Here is an 18,193-nt window from a genome sequence, read left to right as displayed (position 1 = left end):
CTCTTAAAATTCCTTCATCTACTATTTTACTGCAAACAATCTGCTCAAGCAAAATATATACACTATTCAACTCCCCAAATCAGCCCTTCTTTCGCCAGCTGAATGGAACCTTTATAATATTGTTTTGCTTCCTTCACTAAATGTGTATTATCGCCATACTGTGGCAAATGACTTAGTATTAATGTTTTGACATTCGCTCTTTGTGCAATGGCTGCACCCTCGATGCTTGTCATATGACCGGCTTTAGAAGCATCCTGTCCGGCATAAAAATTGGAATCGGTTATAAGCAGATCGGCATTTTCAGCAAATGGAATCCACGCTTCCTGATAACTTGTATCAGCTGTATAGACAATGACACTTTCACCATCGGTAATCCGCATGCCGTAACAGGCTACAGGATGCTTCGTTTTTAAAAAGGTAATAGCAAACGGTCCAATTTCCAATGTCTGATCCGGATCATACGCAATACCTTTTGTGTATTCATGCGTTAATGAACTGAATCCAGCCAGATCTTTCCGGTGACCGTAAATAGGCAAAACCTTGTCCATACCATTCACATAATACTCAACGAGCTTTGCATACTGCAATACACCTATATCTGCAACATGATCATGATGATAATGTGACAGAATTACTGCATCAAGCTTAGCAATAGATATATAATGCTGCAATTTTGACAACGAACCGCTGCCTGCATCGATAAGCACAGAGAACCCTTCTTTTTCAAGTAAATATGCTGAAGTAGCACCACCTGCAGCAGGATATCCTCCCCAGCAGCCAATTATCGTTATTTTCAAGAAAATCACTCCATTCAAAAAGTTTTTAAATTTGTTGTAACACAGTATTGACAACCAACGTACTGTTATAATACAATGTATATAATTTAAATTATAAGGAGGAAAACACATTGATCAACGTCATTGAATTTTTCAGAAACCTGCCTAAGAAAAAATGTCACCAATGCGGTCATGATATGCACGAGAAAGCTGATTGCTACGGTAACCTATGTGACGAATGTGACCATCCGGCAAGATAGAATAGTAGTATAATAAGAGTGCCCAGTGTCACTCTTACCTATTATTAACACTGTACTGCAACAGGATACTTTTTTCTACCAGCAGCTATTTGAAATAGCTGTTTTTTTGTTTTTTTTAAGAATAACTGAAAAATCATATCATTCCATTTGTTTTTATATTATAATTACTTAGAGTGACGAAATAGTTTTTAGGAAGGGGTTTTTTTATGACAACTGCTGCAACAAAAAGATGGAACCGTTCAGAAGTTCCAGAAGACCAAACATGGGATTTGCGGGATTTATTCGAATCTGAAGCGACTTGGGAAGCAGAATTAACTGCGGTTCAAAATGATGTAAATGGAGTTGCAAAATACAAAGGAACGTTGGACTCAACTGCTGCCAACCTGTTAAACTGTTTAACTGAATTGGAAAACTACCAGAAAAGAGTTATTAGAGTAGCTACATATGCCTCACTGCGTTCAAATGCAGATGGGACAGATCCTGATAATCAGCGGGATATGGCCAAAGTTTCCTCGGCTTTGGCGGGTATTGGAACAAAGCTTTCTTTTGTTGAATCAGAACTGCTAACAATATCCAATGAAACTATTGATCAATTTTTAATAGACGAACCTAAACTTGTAACTTATAAAAAAATGCTTGGAGATTTACTTGAGAAAAAACCTTATACATTGGCACCAGATATCGAAGAAACGCTTGCAGCCCTAAGTGAAGTACATAATGCGCCACATATGATTTATCAGCGCAGCAAATCCTCAGATATGGTGTTTGATTCCATTAAAGGGGAAGATGGAGCTGAATTACCGATGTCAGCAGCGTTGTATGAGGATCTTTATGAGCTTTCATCAAGTACTGAGACACGTCGTGAAGCGTATGATTCTTTCATTAAAACATTGGATCAATATAAAAATACCTTTGCTGCAAACTATGCCACAGAAGTTACGAAACAGGTTATAATGTCACGCCTGCGTTCTTATGATTCTGTTACGGATATGCTGCTGGAGCCACAACAGGTTACGACAGAAATGTATCATAATCAGTTAGACGTTATTCAGAAAGAACTGGCACCACATATGAGAAGATATGCCAAGCTTAAAAAGGAAAAGCTTGGACTGGATGAGCTTCGTTATTGTGATTTAAAAGCACCGCTTGATCCTAAGTTTAACCCGAGCACAACCTATGAGGAAGCAACGGATACTATTCTGGAAGCACTGGAAGTAATGGGTCCTGAATACAGTGAAATCATGAAAAAAGGTATTAATGACCGCTGGGTGGACTTAGCCGATAATGTTGGAAAAGCAACTGGAGCATTCTGTTCAAGTCCATATGGTGTTCATCCATATATTTTAATAACATGGACAGAAACAATGCGTGGAGCATTCGTCTTGGCACATGAACTGGGGCATGCCGGTCACTTTTATTTAGCAGGCAAAAACCAGTCGCTTGTGAATACCCGGCCTTCCACCTATTTTGTGGAAGCACCATCCACCTTGAATGAATTGCTGCTGGCAAATCATTTACTGGAAAAAACGGATGATAAACGAATGAAACGCTGGGTGATTACACAATTACTTGGTACCTATTATCATAACTTTGTAACCCATTTACTGGAAGGAGAATTCCAGCGCCGTGTCTATGCACTTGCTGAAGAAGGGACACCATTAACTGCAAATATTTTAATATCACAGAAAAAGGAAGCACTGGAAAACTTCTGGGGAGATACAGTCACAATTGATGAAGGAGCAGGTCTTACCTGGATGCGTCAGCAGCATTACTATATGGGCTTATATCCGTATACGTATTCTGCTGGCTTGACCGTCTCCACTGCGATAGCACAAAAAATTCAATCAGAAGGAAAGCCTGCTGTGGAAGGCTGGCTTGATGTACTGAAATCTGGCGGTACACTGAAGCCACTTGATTTAATTAAAAAAGCAGGAGTTGATATGTCAACAACAGATGCAATCAAAGAAGCTGTTGCGTTTGTAGGTTCACTTGTTAACGAACTGGAGAAGAGTTACGAATAATAGTTTAGTGAGAAATGATCAGGCGGGATGTCTGATCATTTTTTATTCTTTAAATTAATGAGCTACTGAGGGCGAGCTTAGTATATCGAGAGCGTTGCATCTGATCCAAAGCTCAGCATCCAGTCTGAAACGCGTTTCGTCCGATCCTGCCCGTTCCCCAAATCACACTCACCGTAAAAAAGCTGGTTGCAAGCAGGTCATCCCTGCCAGAAACCAGCATATTATCTAATCATTTAAAAACTCCAGAACATCAGCAACTGCTTTTTCACCTTGATCAATACAATCCGGTACACCAATTCCTTCAAATGAACTTCCAGTTAAAAATACTCCTGGTAATTGCTCATTTGCCTTATTCCGGACTTTGGCGATCCGCTCTTTATGTCCTACTGTATATTGAGGCATTGCATTTTTCCAGCGGGAAATCACACTGAATTCTGGTTCTGCAGTGATATTCATTGTTTTGTTTAAATCATCTAATACGATTTCCTTAATTTCTTCGTCAGTCAGGTCGACAACAGATTGATCACTTGGTCTGCCAACATAGCAGCGGATCAGTGCTTTACCAACAGGCGTAGTGGCAGGCCATTTTTTATGTGTCCAGGTACATGCAGTAATGCGGAAGTTACTGTTTCGGGATACGACAAATCCTGTTCCATCAATATCCCTTTTGATAGCTGATTTATCAAAGGCCATAGCAACATTTGCTACAGATGTAGCTGGTACATCATTGAACACTTTAAAGAAATCATATTGGCTGAACATTTTCGCCAGGCAGTAATGTGGTGCAGCCATGATGACTGCATCAGCCTTTTCTACCTTTCCATTGCTTAGCAGCAAGTGGTAGCCATGATCCTTTTTCTCCACATGGTCAACAGCGGTATTCAGTTCCACTGTCCCCTCATCAAGGTCCTGCTCAATTTTATCAACTAATGTTTCTAAACCATCTTTAAACGAAAAGAACATGCCAGGCTTTTTCCCTTTTGTTTTTTTCTGCTTAGGCATTGTTTTCTGCAGACCCTTCACCAGGCTGCGATGCTCCTGCTCAAGCTGATAAAAATTAGGGAATGTTGCCATCAGGCTCATATCATCAATATCACCGGCATAAATACCAGAAAGTAATGGTTCAATCAAATTTTCCACCAATTCATTTCCAAAACGATGCCGGAAAAATCCGCCAAGGGACTGGTCACTCACCTTTTTTCCTTTTGGAAGAACAAAATCAGACCCTGCACGAAGTTTCCCTTGTAAGGAAAAAATCCTTGAAAACAAAAAGGGACGTACCTGTGTTGGGATACCCATAAAAGCTCCTGCAGGCATCTTATGTAATTTATTATTAACTAAAATATAGGACTGGCCAGTACCATTACGGACAAGCTGATCACTCAGTCCCAATTCTTTAGCAAGCTTTACAGCAGGCTGTTTTCTTGCCAGGAAAGAATCCGGTCCCTGTTCAATGGTAAACCCATCCCGTTTCATCGTTTTAATTTTTCCACCTAATCGATTACCGGCTTCAACCAATTTTACTTCATATGGCAAATCATTTTCTTTGATCTCTTTTTGCAGATAGTAAGCAGAGGATAAACCTGTTATCCCGCCGCCTACAATTACAATTTTTTTCATTTCGGTCATTACACTTCACTCTTTACTTTTTTCAATACAACTTCAGCCAATGTATTAATGAACCGTGGGTCCACATTCGGCATTTCCGGACGATGATAGTTTGCACCCAGTTCATCACAAACTACTTTACATTCATAATCATTGTCATATAAAACTTCCAGATGATCTGCAATAAATCCTACAGGCGCATAGACGAACGAACGATACCCTTTTTGCTCATATAGTTCACGAGTTAAATCCTGTACGTCTGGTCCGAGCCATGGATCTGGTGTATTCCCTTCACTTTGCCAGCCGATTTCGTAATTTTTAATAGCTGCTTCTTCTGCAATAAGCTTGGCTGTTTCTTTAAGCTGATCCGGATATGGGTCGCCATTTTGAAGAATCTTTTCTGGTAAACTGTGTGCAGAAACGATTAATACTGCTTTTTCACGTTCTTCCGGAGTCATTTCGAAATAAATAGCACCAATCCGGTCCGCCCATAAGCTGATAAAGCCTGGCTCATCATACCAGCTTTCTACTGAGTCAATTTTAATGCCATGTTTTGCTGCTTCATCATTCGCACGTGAATTGTACGATTTCACACTGAACGTGGAATAATGTGGTGCCAGTACCAGTGAAACAGCTTCTTCTATTCCATCTTTCGCCATTTCCTGTACTGCATCCTCAATGAATGGTTCAATATGCTTTAAGCCAATGTACGCTTTGAACTCAACCTCATCCTGTGCAGCATTTAAATTTGCCTCGATTGCATGTGCCTGCTGTTCTGTAATTTTTGCCAGTGGTGAGATTCCACCGATTGCTTTATAACGGTCTTTTAAATCCTGAAGGGCATCTTCAGCGGGTTTTCTGCCATGACGAATATGTGTATAATAGCGTTCAATATCTTCCTCTTGATACGGAGTTCCGTACGCCATTACTAGTAATCCCATTTTTCTTTTTCCCATTTTAAGCACCTCTTTTTAGAAAACTTGGCTTGCCGCCAAGCCTGGCGGAAGCCTTAGTTGCACTTATACTAATTTCCGAAAAGTTATAATTTAAAATCAGTATAAAAATTTAACGCTTTGAATATGAATGGACAAATTCAGTCAGCTTCTTCAACGTTGCTGGCTTAATATCCGGGGTGACCCCATGGCCTAAATTAAATACATGCTTTCCATGTTCCATGCCTTCATCCAAAATACCTTTTGTCCGATTTTCAATTGTTTCCCATTCTGTCAATAACAGGCTTGGGTCCAAATTGCCCTGTACGACTTTTGTTACCCCCATTTGGCGTGCTTCACTAATACTGGTACGCCAATCAAGCCCGACAACATCGACAGGTAGATCATTCCATTCCAATAACAGGTGACGAGCACCTACACCAAAAATAATCAATGGCACATTGTACTGTCTTAATTCTGAAAAGATTCTTGTCATAACTGGTTTAATATAAACACGGTAATCTGGCGCATTTAATGCCCCAACCCATGAATCGAAAATTTGAATTGCCTTCGCACCGGCTTCAATTTGTGCCTCTACGTAAGCTATTATCATGTCTGCCAGTTTGTCCATCAGCAAAAACCATGCTTCCGAATTGCGGTACATAAACGCTTTTGTTTTACTGTAATTTTTTGATGGTCCGCCTTCAATCATATAGCTAGCCAATGTAAATGGCGCTCCACTGAAACCAATTAAAGGCACCTCAAGCTGCTCCTCTGTTAAAAGCCTAATTGTGTCAAGCACATAAGGTACATCTGCTGTCGGATTGATTGTTCCCAGATTTTCGACATCCTGAACTGTTTCAATCGGATTATGAATAACTGGACCAATCCCTGATTTTATTTCTACATCTACACCTAATGCAGGAAGTGGTGACATAATGTCTTTATATAGAATTGCAGCGTCCACTCCATAGTGCTCAACTGGCAGGCGTGTAACATATGCACATAATTCCGGCTGGTGTGTAATTTCAAATAATGAATATTTTTTCTTTAATTCCCGGTATTCTTCTTGTGATCTGCCTGCTTGTCTCATATACCAGGCAGGCGTATAATCGGTTTCCTCACCATTATACGCCCTGATAATGGTATCGTTTATTTCCTTGGACAATATTCTTCACCCTTTATATATACTTCTAATGCCACTTTTGATACTTGTTTAAAATCTGATGATTGATGAGCTTTTAACATCCCTTACTTACTATATCTATTTATAGCTTACCTGTATAGCGAAGCCGTGTGATTGTCAAGAATTTGTCTAAATTACCAGGAGAGCTCAATCGATTCTGACCTTTCTCCCTCCACTTTTCTTAAGGGATCATATGGCACGACATAATATTCATTTGATTGGAATAAGGCATTATCAATTACGAACTCCGTCTGGCCTTCCACTTCCCCTACCCGCTTATCGATACCATCTCTTTCCCTGTAAATCCGGTAAACGACTCGGCTGTCCTCAGAACCAGTCCAGGAAAGTTTCCCTTTCACAAGTGAGATCCCACCAAATGAATAACTTGCTTTTAAATCGGTAATTTTTGGCAATTCAATCGGCTCTGGAAGTGATTCCACATCATCCGGCTTTGTAAAATCTGCTGCAAGTGGCTCTTGTTTACCCAATTCAGTTAAAATAGCTTTCGTAAGTCTTGTGGGATATTCACTTCCTGCTGTTAAATAATGATCTTTATCAGAGATATCATATCCCATCCACAGAGCACTGACATATTGTGGTGTATAACCGACAAACCAGGCATCCTTTACTTTTCCTTCAGCATAAGGATGCTGTGTTGACCCTGTTTTTCCAGCCAGGGCCTTTGAAAATTCACCCGGTACTGCAGTTCCGCTTTGTACAGCCGCCCTTAACATCTCAGTCATATTCCAAGCTACTTGCGGACTGAAAACTTCAGCAGTTTCAGGATCGCTTTCAAAAATCAATTCATCATTCTTATTATAAATTTGCTTAATCGTATGGGTGTTTACATATTCACCTTGGTGAACAAATGGACGATAGCTTTCCATCATTTGCAATGGTGTCAATCCATTTGACAATCCCCCAAGTGCAACTGCGAGCCCTTCATCTGCTATGTCAATATTCATTTTCTCCAAATAACTCTTAGCATAGTCTATCCCGATTTGATCAAGAAGCCAAACTACAGGAGCATTTTTTGATTGTTTGATCGCATTGTAAATAGAGACAGAGCCTTCATATTCACCATTCACATTGGCAACAGCATATTCATCCATCCGCTGATCCGGCAAAAGGGAATAGGCTGTATAGGTTTCTTCCTGCATCAGGGCAGGCCCATACACAGCGATCGGTTTTATCGTTGATCCTGGCTGACGGTTCACTGTTACCCGATTCAGGTTTCCTAAATGATAATCTCTGCCGCCAATTGCAGAAACAACCTCACCTGATTGCTGATCCATCATGACAAAGGCACCCTCTACCCCATCCGTATTACCAGGGAAATAAGCATCATTTTGAAATTGCTCATAGGCAATTTTTTGGATGCTTTCGTCTATAGTCACTACAATCCTGTAGCCACCGCGCTTTAATTCATTAATTGACAGCTGATGCTCATCGGCTGCCTCTTTCATTACCAAATCAATATAGCTGTCTGCCCATGGTTTAGCTTCCGGCTTCTGTATTTTCAGCCCTAACGTTTTTCCTTGTTCTGCCATCCGTTTTTCTGTGGAGAGCATTCCGGCATTTTCCATGGACCTGAGTACAGTATTTCTCCTGTTCAATGCTTTTTCCGGATGAATTACCGGCGAATAGCCATTTGGAGCCTTGGCGAGACCTGCAAGCAACGCTCCTTCAGCAATAGTTAATTCATCAACTGATTTCGAGAAAAAGTAATGGGATGCTGTTTCGATTCCATAAACGCCGGCACCAAAGTAAATTTCATTTATATATAATTCCAGAATTTCATCTTTTGACAGCTTTCTTTCCAAATATAATGCTGCCATTGCTTCCTTTGCTTTCCGTGTCCATGTTTTATCATTATATAAAAACAGGTTTTTTGCTAATTGCTGTGTAATGGTACTTGCTCCTTCGACCTTGCTCATCGCTATAATATCCTTGTATGCAGCACGTATAACAGATCTGAAATCAATGCCCCCATGATCATAGAAGCGTACATCCTCTACAGCAATAAATGCATTTGTTATATGTTCCGGCACCTCTTCAATATCAACAAATAACCGGTTCTCATTATACAATTTATCTATAACTTCCCCGTCAGCTGTTTCGATTGTCGTTGTAACATCTAATATCAATTTTTCTTCATCTGCTATAAGCTTACCGCCATATAGTAAACCAGCATAACCAATAAGCCCAAAAATTATCATGAACAGAAGGATAATGAATAGCCTCTTGATCCTTTTGGTCAAAGGTGCTTTTTGTTTTACGCCTTCTTTAGTATCTTCATTCATTTATTCACCTCTACCCCTTGACCTTTACCATTATACGACAGATTTCTACAATCTGAAAGTGGAACCTTTTATGTTCTAATTAGGACTATTCATTGATATCATAGGGTAAAGTATAAAAAAGATGTTCACAATAAAAGAATAGAAAGGGGAATCGATGATGAAAGCATTTATGACAAATGGAACCGTGAACTTTTTGGAGAAGCTGGAGGATAAGCATTCAGCTATTGATTTCTTTTTAATGACAAGCAATTCTGGTGCACTCGCCTACTATGAAAGCGAAGGTAAAAGTGTTTTTTCAGCCGGAAGGAATTATGAGATTGTTATCCAAAGTGGCAATATCCAAAAAGATGGATATGTTGTCATGAATAATATTCCTGTAACTGAAGATGGCAGAGCTCCATTTGAAGACCGTTTCAAGCAAAGAGAAAATGAGATGGATATGATGCCAGGCTTTCAGGCTTTCCGTCTGTTACGACCTCTCAAAGGAAATACTTATGTAGTCTTTACACAGTGGGCTTCTATACAGGACTTTGAAAACTGGAAGAACTCGGAGCATTTCAAAAAAGCACATAAAGGGCAGGCAACTAAACCACCCGCATACGCTGCAGACAGACCTTTTTTGACAGAATATCATATGTTGAAAAAGGAAGAGTAATGAACAAAAGCGTAAGCGCCTGTTTAGCGACGTACGAACTGGACTGAACCGCAGGAGATAAAGGAAACACGGTGAGCGTAAGCGAACCGATGTTGACTTATCGTACGGAGGTGAAGGAAGTTCGCTAGTCGCTGGGCGCTGGAGCTGGACGTAGCTGATTTGGTTGTTTATTTATCCACAGATCAAAAATTTTCCTATGCAAGAACAAAAGCTAACTGGCTTCATGACCAGTTAGCTTCTTTAATTAGTTTAATACATATTGATCAAAAAATGCCTGAAATGATTCTTCTCCCTGATCTCCCACGATTCGGCCAACCTCTTCTCCATCTTCAAAACGAATCACGGTTGGTGTGGATTCAATCATATATGGTCTTGCCTCTTCACCAAACTCAAGCAGATTATATTTTTTCAAATCAATATCATTTCCCTCTGCAAGCGGTACGAGATATGGTGTTGTATTTTGACAGTGCACACATAACGGGCTGTAGAAATAAACCGTCACATCTCCATTATCATCCAGTGATTCTTCCAGTTCATCCGGCAGAATCTGATTTCCGTAATTCGGATCATCCAGCTGATCAATTGTCGCCTGATCCAGATCTTTTGTTCCATACGGATTCTCATTATCTTCCAATGCTTTATCCTTTTGATAATTAGTTACAAAAAATAGAGCAACAAACAATAAAACAATAACTCCACCGAAGATCAGCAATTTCTTCTGCATAACTTATTTCCTCCTAATTTCTTTAAGTATGTGTTCAAAAAGTTGCCGAATTAGAAGCAAGAAGGTCGAGGCGGCGAAGTTTTGAGGATCGGAACGTATGCAATTGATACGTGAGAACCGGAAAAACAAGCCAACGAAGAGATTCGACGCTTATAATTTGGTGACTTTTTGAACATCCTCTTTAAGTAGCATAAGGTGCAGGATAAAAATAACAATAAACGCGATTCCTGCTAAAAAAGGTATGGTTATAAAACCAAAATAATTTACATAGGTCAGATTACAAGGTATAAGCCCACAAGCATCACCAGTATCCTGTAATGCCGGCAACTTTTGAACCAGATAGTGATATGTGGAAACAAACATACCGATTCCACTTAAAATCAATCCTGGCAAAGCCATGGAAACTTCTTTTTTGATTGCAGCCAACCCATAGATTACAACAAGCGGATACATTAAAATACGTTGAATCCAGCAAAGCTCACATGGGACATAGCCCATAACTTCCGAATAAAATAAACTTCCTGCTAAAGCAATAAAGCTTTGCACCCAAATCAGCAGAAGCAGATTTTCGGCCCTTTTGGTCAGCTCTTTCATATACAAGCATTCCTCTCTTATTAATTCCCTTTGTATTATACAAAGGAGAAAAAGATAACACAATAGTATTGCTTACAAAAAGTAAGTTTTGGTGTGACAACTTTTTGAACACGCATTTATTATTTTGGAAGTAATGGTTCAAACCTTTCTCTACTATCCTATCACAGCAAATGGTTCCGATGCACATATACGGCAGCCTGGGTCCGGTCATTAACTTCCAGTTTAGATAAAATATTGCTTACATGGGTTTTGACTGTTTTGATGCCTATATAAAGCTTGTCACTGATTTCCTGGTTTGTCATCCCGTTACCGATACATAACAGTACTTCAAGCTCCCTATCCGTTAAATCATCATGAAGTTTTTTCTCTTCTTTGCGAAAGCTTGTCATCATTTTACCAGCTACTTTCGGTTCAATAACATTTTCACCTTTGGCTGCTTTTTTAATCGCATTAACAATTTCATCAGCAGAAGATGTTTTTAAAATATAGCTGAAGGCACCTGCTTCAATGGCGGGAAAAATCTGTTCATCATCATAGAAGCTTGTCAGTATAATAATTTTACAGGCAGGATACTTTTCCATTACCTGCTTTGTTGCCTCAATTCCTGATCCATTATCCATCATTAAATCCATCAGCACAACATCCGGTTTTTCATTAATAATCAGCTCTGCTCCTTCATTTCCGCTCGATGCCTGGCCAATTACATTGATAGCCTCATCTGTCTGCAAATAGGCGATAATCCCCTTTCTGACCACATCATGATCATCAACTACAATTACTCGAATCATTTAGCTTCCTCCTCCTTGTCTAGCACCAGCGCTAAAGCTGTAGTAGACTTCCTTTCCTACTAACATGGAATGCGAATATCAATATATGTACCTTCATCTTTATTCGAACGAATTGTAAAAGTTCCCCCAAGCTCTTCACTCCGTTCACGCATTGTTTTTAAGCCGTAAGATGTTTTTTTGTCAGTGTTATTTGTTATATCAAAGCCTTTCCCATCATCACGAATATGAATGAATAATTCCTTGGAACGCTGAGAAACATTCAAGTTCACTTCCTTCGCATTTGCGTGGCGAAGAATATTTGACAAGGACTCCTGGACAATCCGAAAAACATGCTCTTCGGTTGTTTCTGATAAAGCTAGTTCCTCATCCATCTCGACTTTGAAATTAAGCTGACTTTTCTGCCTAAGTTCATTTACCAGATTGTGAATCCCCTTTGTAAGTGGTTCACCAGATAAATGTACCGGTCGCAAATGTAATAATAATGCACGCATTTCAGTTTGAGCCTGAAGTGCAGAAGCTGCCACTTCTTCCATCTGGGTTTTAGCAATTTGCGGGTTCTTCTCCAACTGCTTCACTGCAGCTTCGGACATCATCGTTAGTGCGAAAAGCTGCTGGCTGACTGCATCGTGCAAATCACGTGCCAGCCGTTGTCTTTCCTCAATAACTGCAGATTTATGTGCTGACTTAGCAAACTCTGCTTTCTCATCTGCCATACGCTGCAGGGATTTTACCTGATCAAGCAGTTTTTTACCCAATTCATTCAATTCGTTGCCGATTCTTGTAATCTCATCATCTTCTTCAAAGCGAACACTAGAATTATAATTTCCGTTTGCAAATTGCGTAATCAGAACAGAGATGGAATCAAGCCGTGATTTCATGTTTCCACTTGAGGTAAATCCTGTATACAAAGATATAATAAGACCTAAAAACAAATACAACGCAATGAACAGGAAAATACCTGAAGCAGTAAGCCAATCCGGTTCGGCCAGAACATAAACTGACAGTAAAATTGCCAGCAATGTTACCATTGTTGTAAATAATCCGGAAAGATGGGAATGAATAAAAACATAGCGAATGCTTGAAAATCTTTTCCTCATATATCTGCCCTCCTAAACCCTGTCAACCCTTATAGACCCAGCTTTTAATTTCACCTTGAAATCTAATTTTCGGACAGACTCCTTATAATTTTCAGTTTCATAATAGACAGAGTTATTCACTCCATCTGCCCGCTGATCAAGAATAATAAGTTCCCCCGCTTTTACACTTGCATCAATACGAAATTCCACATTTTCCGGCATCAATATATGAACATCTCCCGCCAGTGAACTAACTCGGATTGGTATTTCCTTTTCAGGGATAAAGGCTTTAGAGAAATCAAAATAAAAATCACCTGCTAATTTATTTAACTTCATTGGCTCCACTTTCCAGTTAGGCTGATTGTATTCCAGATCTTCGATTGTGAAGCTTCCTTTATTATAATATTTCTTATCAAAGTATTTTTCGTTATAGTCATCTTTATTTCTATGGATAATAATCGTTTTCCCGCCGCCCCTAATCAGTAGAAAACCAAAATATATAATTAACAATGGCCATAATTTCAGCACATCCTTAAAATGAAATGTAATGATTTCAAAACGATCCAGCAGCAGCAAGGTTCCAAATGCAAGGAAGAAAGAGCCCCAGAACCAGCTGTTTCCTTTTTTTCTGAAAAAGTCAATCAGCCATTTAAGACCGATTACTACGAAAAACACAGGATAAATATGAATCCATAATGTATTAATATCAAAATCGACCATTCCAAGGTTAGCAAATACCAGCATGAATCCCAAACCAATTAAACAAATTGCCAGAAAGTATCGGAGCATACGACTCATCTATTTCACCCTTTCCTATTTAAACGTTAGTATATTTTTATTTTTCAAATTATATAAAGCTATTAATGTAATAATAATTCCACTTACAATGATGATTGTCTGCATCTCAACCCCTGCTGCTATTAATAAAGATGTAGCAACAAAGGATACAGGCACCAGTCCAGTAGAAACCGTCATTAGAAAACTCATCATCCGCCCCAGCATTTTCTTTTCGGTTGTTTTCTGAAGCATTGTTATTAAAGGAATATTTACAAGCTGCATTGTAAACGCCATTAATGCAACTAACCCAGCTGTAAGATATAGATGTCCGGTAAATCCGACTGATGTATAAAGAAGCCCTAGTCCAATCAATCCTCCAACCATTGCAATGCCCGGTTTCTTTAAAGTAATCGAAGCCAAAACGATTGCTCCAAGCAGTGCACCAATCCCCATTGCTGTCTGAACAGTTGCCAGGCTAACTGCATCCCCATGAAAAATATCCTTCACTAAGATTGGCAATCCAATAGCTAACGGTCCGGAGAAGAAAAAGTTTAAAAAGAACGCCATACTAACTATCGAAATTACCAGTTCATTTTTTCTCGCATAGTGGTAACCTTCTTTTAAATCTAACCAAGCCGATTGCTTCGTGTTTCCAGTTTCCTCTTTTTTGATCCGGATAAACAGAACCGTTATAGAAGCCAGTAACAACATAATGAATGCTGCAATAAATACACCTTCAAATCCAAGAACGGCGATCAATGTACCACCTAATGCCGGTCCTAAAATCGGACTAATCTGACCGGTCATTTGGATGAGTGAATTACCCCGCTGCAGCTGATCCTCTTCAAGGATTATCGGTGTCAATGAGTTAATTACAGGATAACTGAATGCATCCGAGATCCCGAACAATGCTGCTAGTATTATCAAATGCCAAACAGTTACCAGATCATTGACCAAAAAGAAAAGCAACATCAAAATAAGACAGGCACGTGTCAGGTCAGATAAGAATAAAATCGTTCGCTTATTGAACCGGTCTGCAACAATCCCTCCGACGGTAAGAAGTAATAACCTGGGAATAGATGCTGCGAAAAACAGCATTCCAAAATAAAAACGATTATCACTTAATGACAGCATCAACCATTCAGCACCAATAAGGTAAACAAAATAACCTGGTGATGAAAATAAAGCTCCGATAAATAATAATAGAAAATTTCGATTTCTGAAGACAGGTATTTTCACCTGTGCTTGATCATTTGCAGCTATCTCCATTTCAACTGCCCCTCTCAAGTATCTTACCATCAGTTTAATAGTAATTTGCCTTGAGAGGCACCATCCCCAGATTGCTTTTGTCTCCGCCTTAGGTCTGATTTCTTCGTTTATGCACCCAGTCGTAAAGATAAATCAATCCAACCATGCATAGAAAACCTATTAAAAAGCCTGCAGCGACATCGGTTAAATAATGTACGTTTATAACATAGCGGCTTATTCCTATCAAGAAGATCAAAAGTGCCAGGAACGCTTGCACCAGGAATTTCAGCTTGGATGAATTAATTTTTCCTGCGATAAAATACGCTAATAATCCATAACATACCATTGAAATCATCGCATGTCCGGATGGAAAGCTATGTCCTTCTGCATTTGCTGAAGCCAAAATGCTGGGACGATCTCTTTCCACAAGCAGTTTAATCAGCTTATTCAGCATATGACTGGAAAGCGTTCCACCGGCAAAAATAAGTGCTGGCAGCCAGTCGCGGTATGCCCACCATAAAATAATGGCTGCAGCAACTGTAAAAGGCACCATAAAGGGTTCAGAACCCAAATTAGTAATCCATCGAAATATCGTATAGATGTATGTATCGTCCATTCTTGCAACCAGTTCTCGCGTCCACTGATCGACATAGGGAACATTTCCTTTGACAATTTTAACGATCCAGACCCCCACTGTTACTAAAACCATTGTCAATAAAAAAAGAATTATATAATTACGTTTTTTCACTACGTTACAACCTCCTTCATTTTATAATACCTTAATTCATGTTTGAAAAAAACTGCGCAGGGTATCTTATTTATATACTTACTAAACAAAACAAAGGCAGGGATTTTATAATGGAAAAAGAATTACAGGATTTAATTGACGGATTAAATGAAGATTTATCACATGAATACGGTGCAGCAATACAGTATACCTATAGTGCCTCAGTAGTTTCCGGATTATATCGTTCCGCACTGAAGCCATTCTTCGAAGCAGAAATTACAGATGAACTGGGACATGCCCTATATTTATCCGAAAAAATCAAATCACTTGGAGGTTCACCAACTACAAAATCTGCTGAAGTTCCACAGCCAACAGATGTAAAGGACTTACTGGAGGCTACACTTAAAGCAGAATCAGATACAATTGACAGATATGAAAAACGCAAGAAACAAGCTGAAAACCTAGGCTATACCGAGCTTGTTGTGAAGTTGGAAGACTTAATCACAGATGAGACCCATCATAAAGAAGAAGTTGAACGACTGCTTGCAGACCCAAGATTGTCATAACTTATTCTTTTAGAGCACCTTGCTGGGTGCTCTATTTTAATGAAAGGATCTTTTCATGAATCTTGTTACTTTTTAATCCACGCAGTTTCTATAGATTGCGATGTAACTGCTCTGTTGATTTCAACTTCGGACGGATGTTTCGCGGGTTAAATCGATTATCAGGATTTGAGGTACTTCTCTGAGCCCATACACCGAGAAACAAGTTGCTACCGGTCGCATAGAGCGTTTCTCTAAGCCCAAATAGCCTTAAACAAGTTGCTACTTGTCACATAGAGCGCCTCTCTATGCCAAAATAGCCTTAAACAAGTAGCCACTGGTCACATAGAGCGCCTTTCTGAGCCCAAACAACCAGAAACAAGTAGTCACTGGTCACATAGAGCGCCTTTCTGAGCCCAAACAACCAGAAACAAGTAGTCACCGGTCACATAGAGCGCCTTTCTGAGCCCAAACAACCAGAAACAAGTAGCCACTGGTCACATAGAGCGCCTCTCTGAGCCCAAACAACCAGAAACAAGTAGTCACCGGTCACATAGAGGATATTTCGGTGGATGGCTGATAAGATGATGGAAGTGTGGTTAGATTTCCTGGGTGGCCGATGGAATTATCATCGCTGATTTTAGTTCGCAATTTACATCAATTACGAACTTAATAGTATTATTCCATACAAAAAGAACAAATGAAATATTTCTTATTTTTTAAATTCCTCCTCACCTCATCAAGCTAAGATGTTATAATAGTTAGAAAATAGTATCAGGAGGTATTTTTATTGCTAAAGCATATACATAAATCAATTGATAATCTATACCCCGAGATGGTAGAAATCCGCAGATTCCTGCATCAATACCCCGAGGTTTCCTTCAAGGAATACAAAACCGCAAAATACATTGCTGATTTTTATGAAAAATTAGGGATTCCTTGTAAAACAAAGGTAGGTGGAAATGGTGTAATCGCAACACTAAAAGGTGGCAAGCCAGGGAAAACAGTCGCACTGAGGGCTGATTTTGATGCACTGCCAATTCAAGATGAAAAGGATGTTCCTTATAAATCTAAAGTCGATGGAGTGATGCATGCCTGTGGACATGATGGCCATACATCGACATTGCTCACACTTGCAAAAGTAATGAAGGAATATCAGCAGGAATTGCCTGGGACCATCGAATTCCTGCACCAGCATGCCGAAGAATATTCCCCTGGTGGAGCAAAACCCATAGTCGAGTCAGGAGCTATTGACCATGTTGATGCTGTTTTTGGGACCCATTTATGGGCTACAACCCCTGTTGGAGTATTGCAGACCTCTAAAGATGTCTTCATGGCAGGTGCAGACCGCTTTGAAATCAATATTCAAGGCCAAGGAGGACACGGGGCTTATCCACATGAAACAAAGGATGCGCTTGTCATCGGTGCTGAAGTTGTTTCAGGGCTTCAGAAGATTGTAAGCAGACGTCTGGATCCACTTGAAACAGCAGTCGTTACTGTCGGCGTATTTGAAGCAGGAAAAACCTTTAATGTCATTGCTGATACAGCTAAATTAATTGGGACTGTCCGCTATCTTAATCCGGATATTCAGGAAAAAGTAATTTCAGAAATGGAAAAAATAATTAAGGGTATTTGTACAGCAAATGATGGGGACTTTACATTTAACTATTTTAAAGGCTATCCCCCACTGGTTAACCATAAAGAAGAGGCAGAGCTTGTCCTTGAAGCAGGAAAAAATGTAGAGGGCATTACCAAACGCGAAGAGGTAATTCCGGTTATGGGCGGAGAAGATTTTGCATACTATATGCTGAAAAAACCTGGAGCATATTTCTTCACCGGTGCCAATAAGGAAGGCAATCCTTACCCGCATCATCATCCGAAATTTGATATTGATGAACGTGCATTGCCAATTGCTGCAAAAACCTTAATTGAGGCATATTTTGCGTATCAGAACAAATAAAGTCAAATCCTGCAGG

General features: G+C 39.6%; 17 protein-coding genes. 5 read left to right on the top strand and 12 right to left on the bottom strand.

From position 1 onward, the window contains the following. Positions 1-62 precede the first annotated feature (62 nt). Positions 63-797 (bottom strand): MBL fold metallo-hydrolase, encoded by a 735-nt coding sequence (locus CIL03_RS14700; protein ID WP_094886634.1) that lies wholly within the window; start codon positions 795-797, stop codon positions 63-65. Between the two features lie 110 nt (positions 798-907). Between CIL03_RS14700 and yhfH the strand changes: the two genes are divergently transcribed. Next, a complete protein-coding gene (gene yhfH, locus CIL03_RS14695) occupies positions 908-1,036 on the top strand; it encodes a protein YhfH (protein ID WP_094886633.1) in 129 nt (42 codons plus the stop codon). Positions 1,037-1,242: 206 nt separating this feature from the next. After that, a complete protein-coding gene (gene pepF, locus CIL03_RS14690; RefSeq protein ID WP_094886632.1) occupies positions 1,243-3,057 on the top strand; it encodes an oligoendopeptidase F in 1,815 nt (604 codons plus the stop codon). Between the two features lie 225 nt (positions 3,058-3,282). Here pepF and hemY read toward each other — a convergent pair whose 3' ends face one another. The 4 genes from hemY to CIL03_RS14670 form a co-directional block, all read right to left on the bottom strand. Further along, a complete protein-coding gene (hemY, locus tag CIL03_RS14685; protein WP_094886631.1) occupies positions 3,283-4,686 on the bottom strand; it encodes a protoporphyrinogen oxidase in 1,404 nt (467 codons plus the stop codon). Continuing rightward, positions 4,686-5,621, bottom strand: a complete 936-nt coding sequence (hemH, locus tag CIL03_RS14680) for a ferrochelatase (RefSeq protein ID WP_094886630.1) — start codon at positions 5,619-5,621, stop codon at positions 4,686-4,688. The genes hemY and hemH overlap by 1 nt, the downstream gene beginning before the upstream one ends. Before the next feature lie 109 nt (positions 5,622-5,730). Next, the gene (hemE, locus tag CIL03_RS14675; RefSeq protein ID WP_094886629.1) at positions 5,731-6,765 is read right to left on the bottom strand and encodes a uroporphyrinogen decarboxylase; all 1,035 of its coding nucleotides are present in this window, start codon (positions 6,763-6,765) and stop codon (positions 5,731-5,733) included. A gap of 152 nt (positions 6,766-6,917) precedes the next feature. Continuing rightward, complete coding sequence (locus CIL03_RS14670; RefSeq protein WP_094886628.1) at positions 6,918-9,086, bottom strand: transglycosylase domain-containing protein; 2,169 nt, start codon at positions 9,084-9,086, stop codon at positions 6,918-6,920. A 157-nt stretch (positions 9,087-9,243) separates the two neighbouring features. On the opposite strand from CIL03_RS14670, the gene CIL03_RS14665 reads away from it, so the two are divergent. Then, positions 9,244-9,741: an antibiotic biosynthesis monooxygenase family protein gene (locus tag CIL03_RS14665; RefSeq protein ID WP_094886627.1), complete on the top strand. Its 498-nt coding sequence runs from the start codon at positions 9,244-9,246 to the stop codon at positions 9,739-9,741. Positions 9,742-9,985: 244 nt separating this feature from the next. Here the strand turns inward: CIL03_RS14665 and CIL03_RS14660 are convergent, their stop codons facing one another. From CIL03_RS14660 to CIL03_RS14630, 7 genes are all read right to left on the bottom strand, one after another. Then, on the bottom strand, positions 9,986-10,465 hold the full coding sequence (locus CIL03_RS14660; protein WP_094886626.1) for a thioredoxin family protein: 480 nt from the start codon (positions 10,463-10,465) through the stop codon (positions 9,986-9,988). Between the two features lie 150 nt (positions 10,466-10,615). Continuing rightward, positions 10,616-11,059 carry a disulfide oxidoreductase gene (locus CIL03_RS14655; protein ID WP_094886625.1) on the bottom strand — a complete coding sequence of 148 codons (444 nt, stop codon included), beginning with the start codon at positions 11,057-11,059 and terminating at the stop codon, positions 10,616-10,618. Between the two features lie 161 nt (positions 11,060-11,220). After that, positions 11,221-11,847, bottom strand: coding sequence for a response regulator (locus tag CIL03_RS14650; protein WP_094886624.1), 627 nt, complete (start codon positions 11,845-11,847; stop codon positions 11,221-11,223). A gap of 59 nt (positions 11,848-11,906) precedes the next feature. Continuing rightward, positions 11,907-12,944, bottom strand: a complete 1,038-nt coding sequence (locus CIL03_RS14645) for a sensor histidine kinase (protein WP_094886623.1) — start codon at positions 12,942-12,944, stop codon at positions 11,907-11,909. A 12-nt stretch (positions 12,945-12,956) separates the two neighbouring features. Beyond that, complete coding sequence (gene liaF / locus CIL03_RS14640) at positions 12,957-13,721, bottom strand: cell wall-active antibiotics response protein LiaF (RefSeq protein WP_094886622.1); 765 nt, start codon at positions 13,719-13,721, stop codon at positions 12,957-12,959. A 15-nt stretch (positions 13,722-13,736) separates the two neighbouring features. Further along, positions 13,737-14,969, bottom strand: a complete 1,233-nt coding sequence (locus tag CIL03_RS14635; protein WP_094886621.1) for an MFS transporter — start codon at positions 14,967-14,969, stop codon at positions 13,737-13,739. An 88-nt stretch (positions 14,970-15,057) separates the two neighbouring features. Continuing rightward, positions 15,058-15,696, bottom strand: coding sequence for a phosphatase PAP2 family protein (locus CIL03_RS14630; protein WP_240508091.1), 639 nt, complete (start codon positions 15,694-15,696; stop codon positions 15,058-15,060). Positions 15,697-15,806: 110 nt separating this feature from the next. Between CIL03_RS14630 and CIL03_RS14625 the strand changes: the two genes are divergently transcribed. Both CIL03_RS14625 and CIL03_RS14620 read left to right on the top strand, forming a co-directional pair. Further along, the gene (locus CIL03_RS14625) at positions 15,807-16,241 is read left to right on the top strand and encodes a ferritin-like domain-containing protein (protein WP_094886620.1); all 435 of its coding nucleotides are present in this window, start codon (positions 15,807-15,809) and stop codon (positions 16,239-16,241) included. Positions 16,242-17,007: 766 nt separating this feature from the next. Beyond that, on the top strand, positions 17,008-18,177 hold the full coding sequence (locus CIL03_RS14620; protein WP_094886619.1) for a M20 family metallopeptidase: 1,170 nt from the start codon (positions 17,008-17,010) through the stop codon (positions 18,175-18,177). Positions 18,178-18,193: the final 16 nt, after the last annotated feature.

It is taken from the genome of Virgibacillus indicus (assembly GCF_002266285.1).
Lineage (GTDB): Bacteria > Bacillota > Bacilli > Bacillales > Amphibacillaceae > Virgibacillus_K > Virgibacillus_K indicus.
This window is presented reverse-complemented; position numbering and strand designations above follow the sequence as displayed.

What these genes read in the sequence shown, in the direction of transcription:
- hemY (WP_094886631.1), bottom strand. Translation starts at nt 4,686, where the DNA reads ATGACCGAAATGAAAAAAATTGTAATTGTAGGCGGCGGGATAACAGGT.
- pepF (WP_094886632.1), top strand. Translation starts at nt 1,243, where the DNA reads ATGACAACTGCTGCAACAAAAAGATGGAACCGTTCAGAAGTTCCAGAA.
- CIL03_RS14665 (WP_094886627.1), top strand. Translation starts at nt 9,244, where the DNA reads ATGAAAGCATTTATGACAAATGGAACCGTGAACTTTTTGGAGAAGCTG.
- CIL03_RS14660 (WP_094886626.1), bottom strand. Translation starts at nt 10,465, where the DNA reads ATGCAGAAGAAATTGCTGATCTTCGGTGGAGTTATTGTTTTATTGTTT.
- CIL03_RS14655 (WP_094886625.1), bottom strand. Translation starts at nt 11,059, where the DNA reads ATGAAAGAGCTGACCAAAAGGGCCGAAAATCTGCTTCTGCTGATTTGG.
- liaF (WP_094886622.1), bottom strand. Translation starts at nt 13,721, where the DNA reads ATGAGTCGTATGCTCCGATACTTTCTGGCAATTTGTTTAATTGGTTTG.
- CIL03_RS14645 (WP_094886623.1), bottom strand. Translation starts at nt 12,944, where the DNA reads ATGAGGAAAAGATTTTCAAGCATTCGCTATGTTTTTATTCATTCCCAT.
- CIL03_RS14650 (WP_094886624.1), bottom strand. Translation starts at nt 11,847, where the DNA reads ATGATTCGAGTAATTGTAGTTGATGATCATGATGTGGTCAGAAAGGGG.
- hemH (WP_094886630.1), bottom strand. Translation starts at nt 5,621, where the DNA reads ATGGGAAAAAGAAAAATGGGATTACTAGTAATGGCGTACGGAACTCCG.
- CIL03_RS14670 (WP_094886628.1), bottom strand. Translation starts at nt 9,086, where the DNA reads ATGAATGAAGATACTAAAGAAGGCGTAAAACAAAAAGCACCTTTGACC.
- CIL03_RS14625 (WP_094886620.1), top strand. Translation starts at nt 15,807, where the DNA reads ATGGAAAAAGAATTACAGGATTTAATTGACGGATTAAATGAAGATTTA.
- CIL03_RS14635 (WP_094886621.1), bottom strand. Translation starts at nt 14,969, where the DNA reads ATGGAGATAGCTGCAAATGATCAAGCACAGGTGAAAATACCTGTCTTC.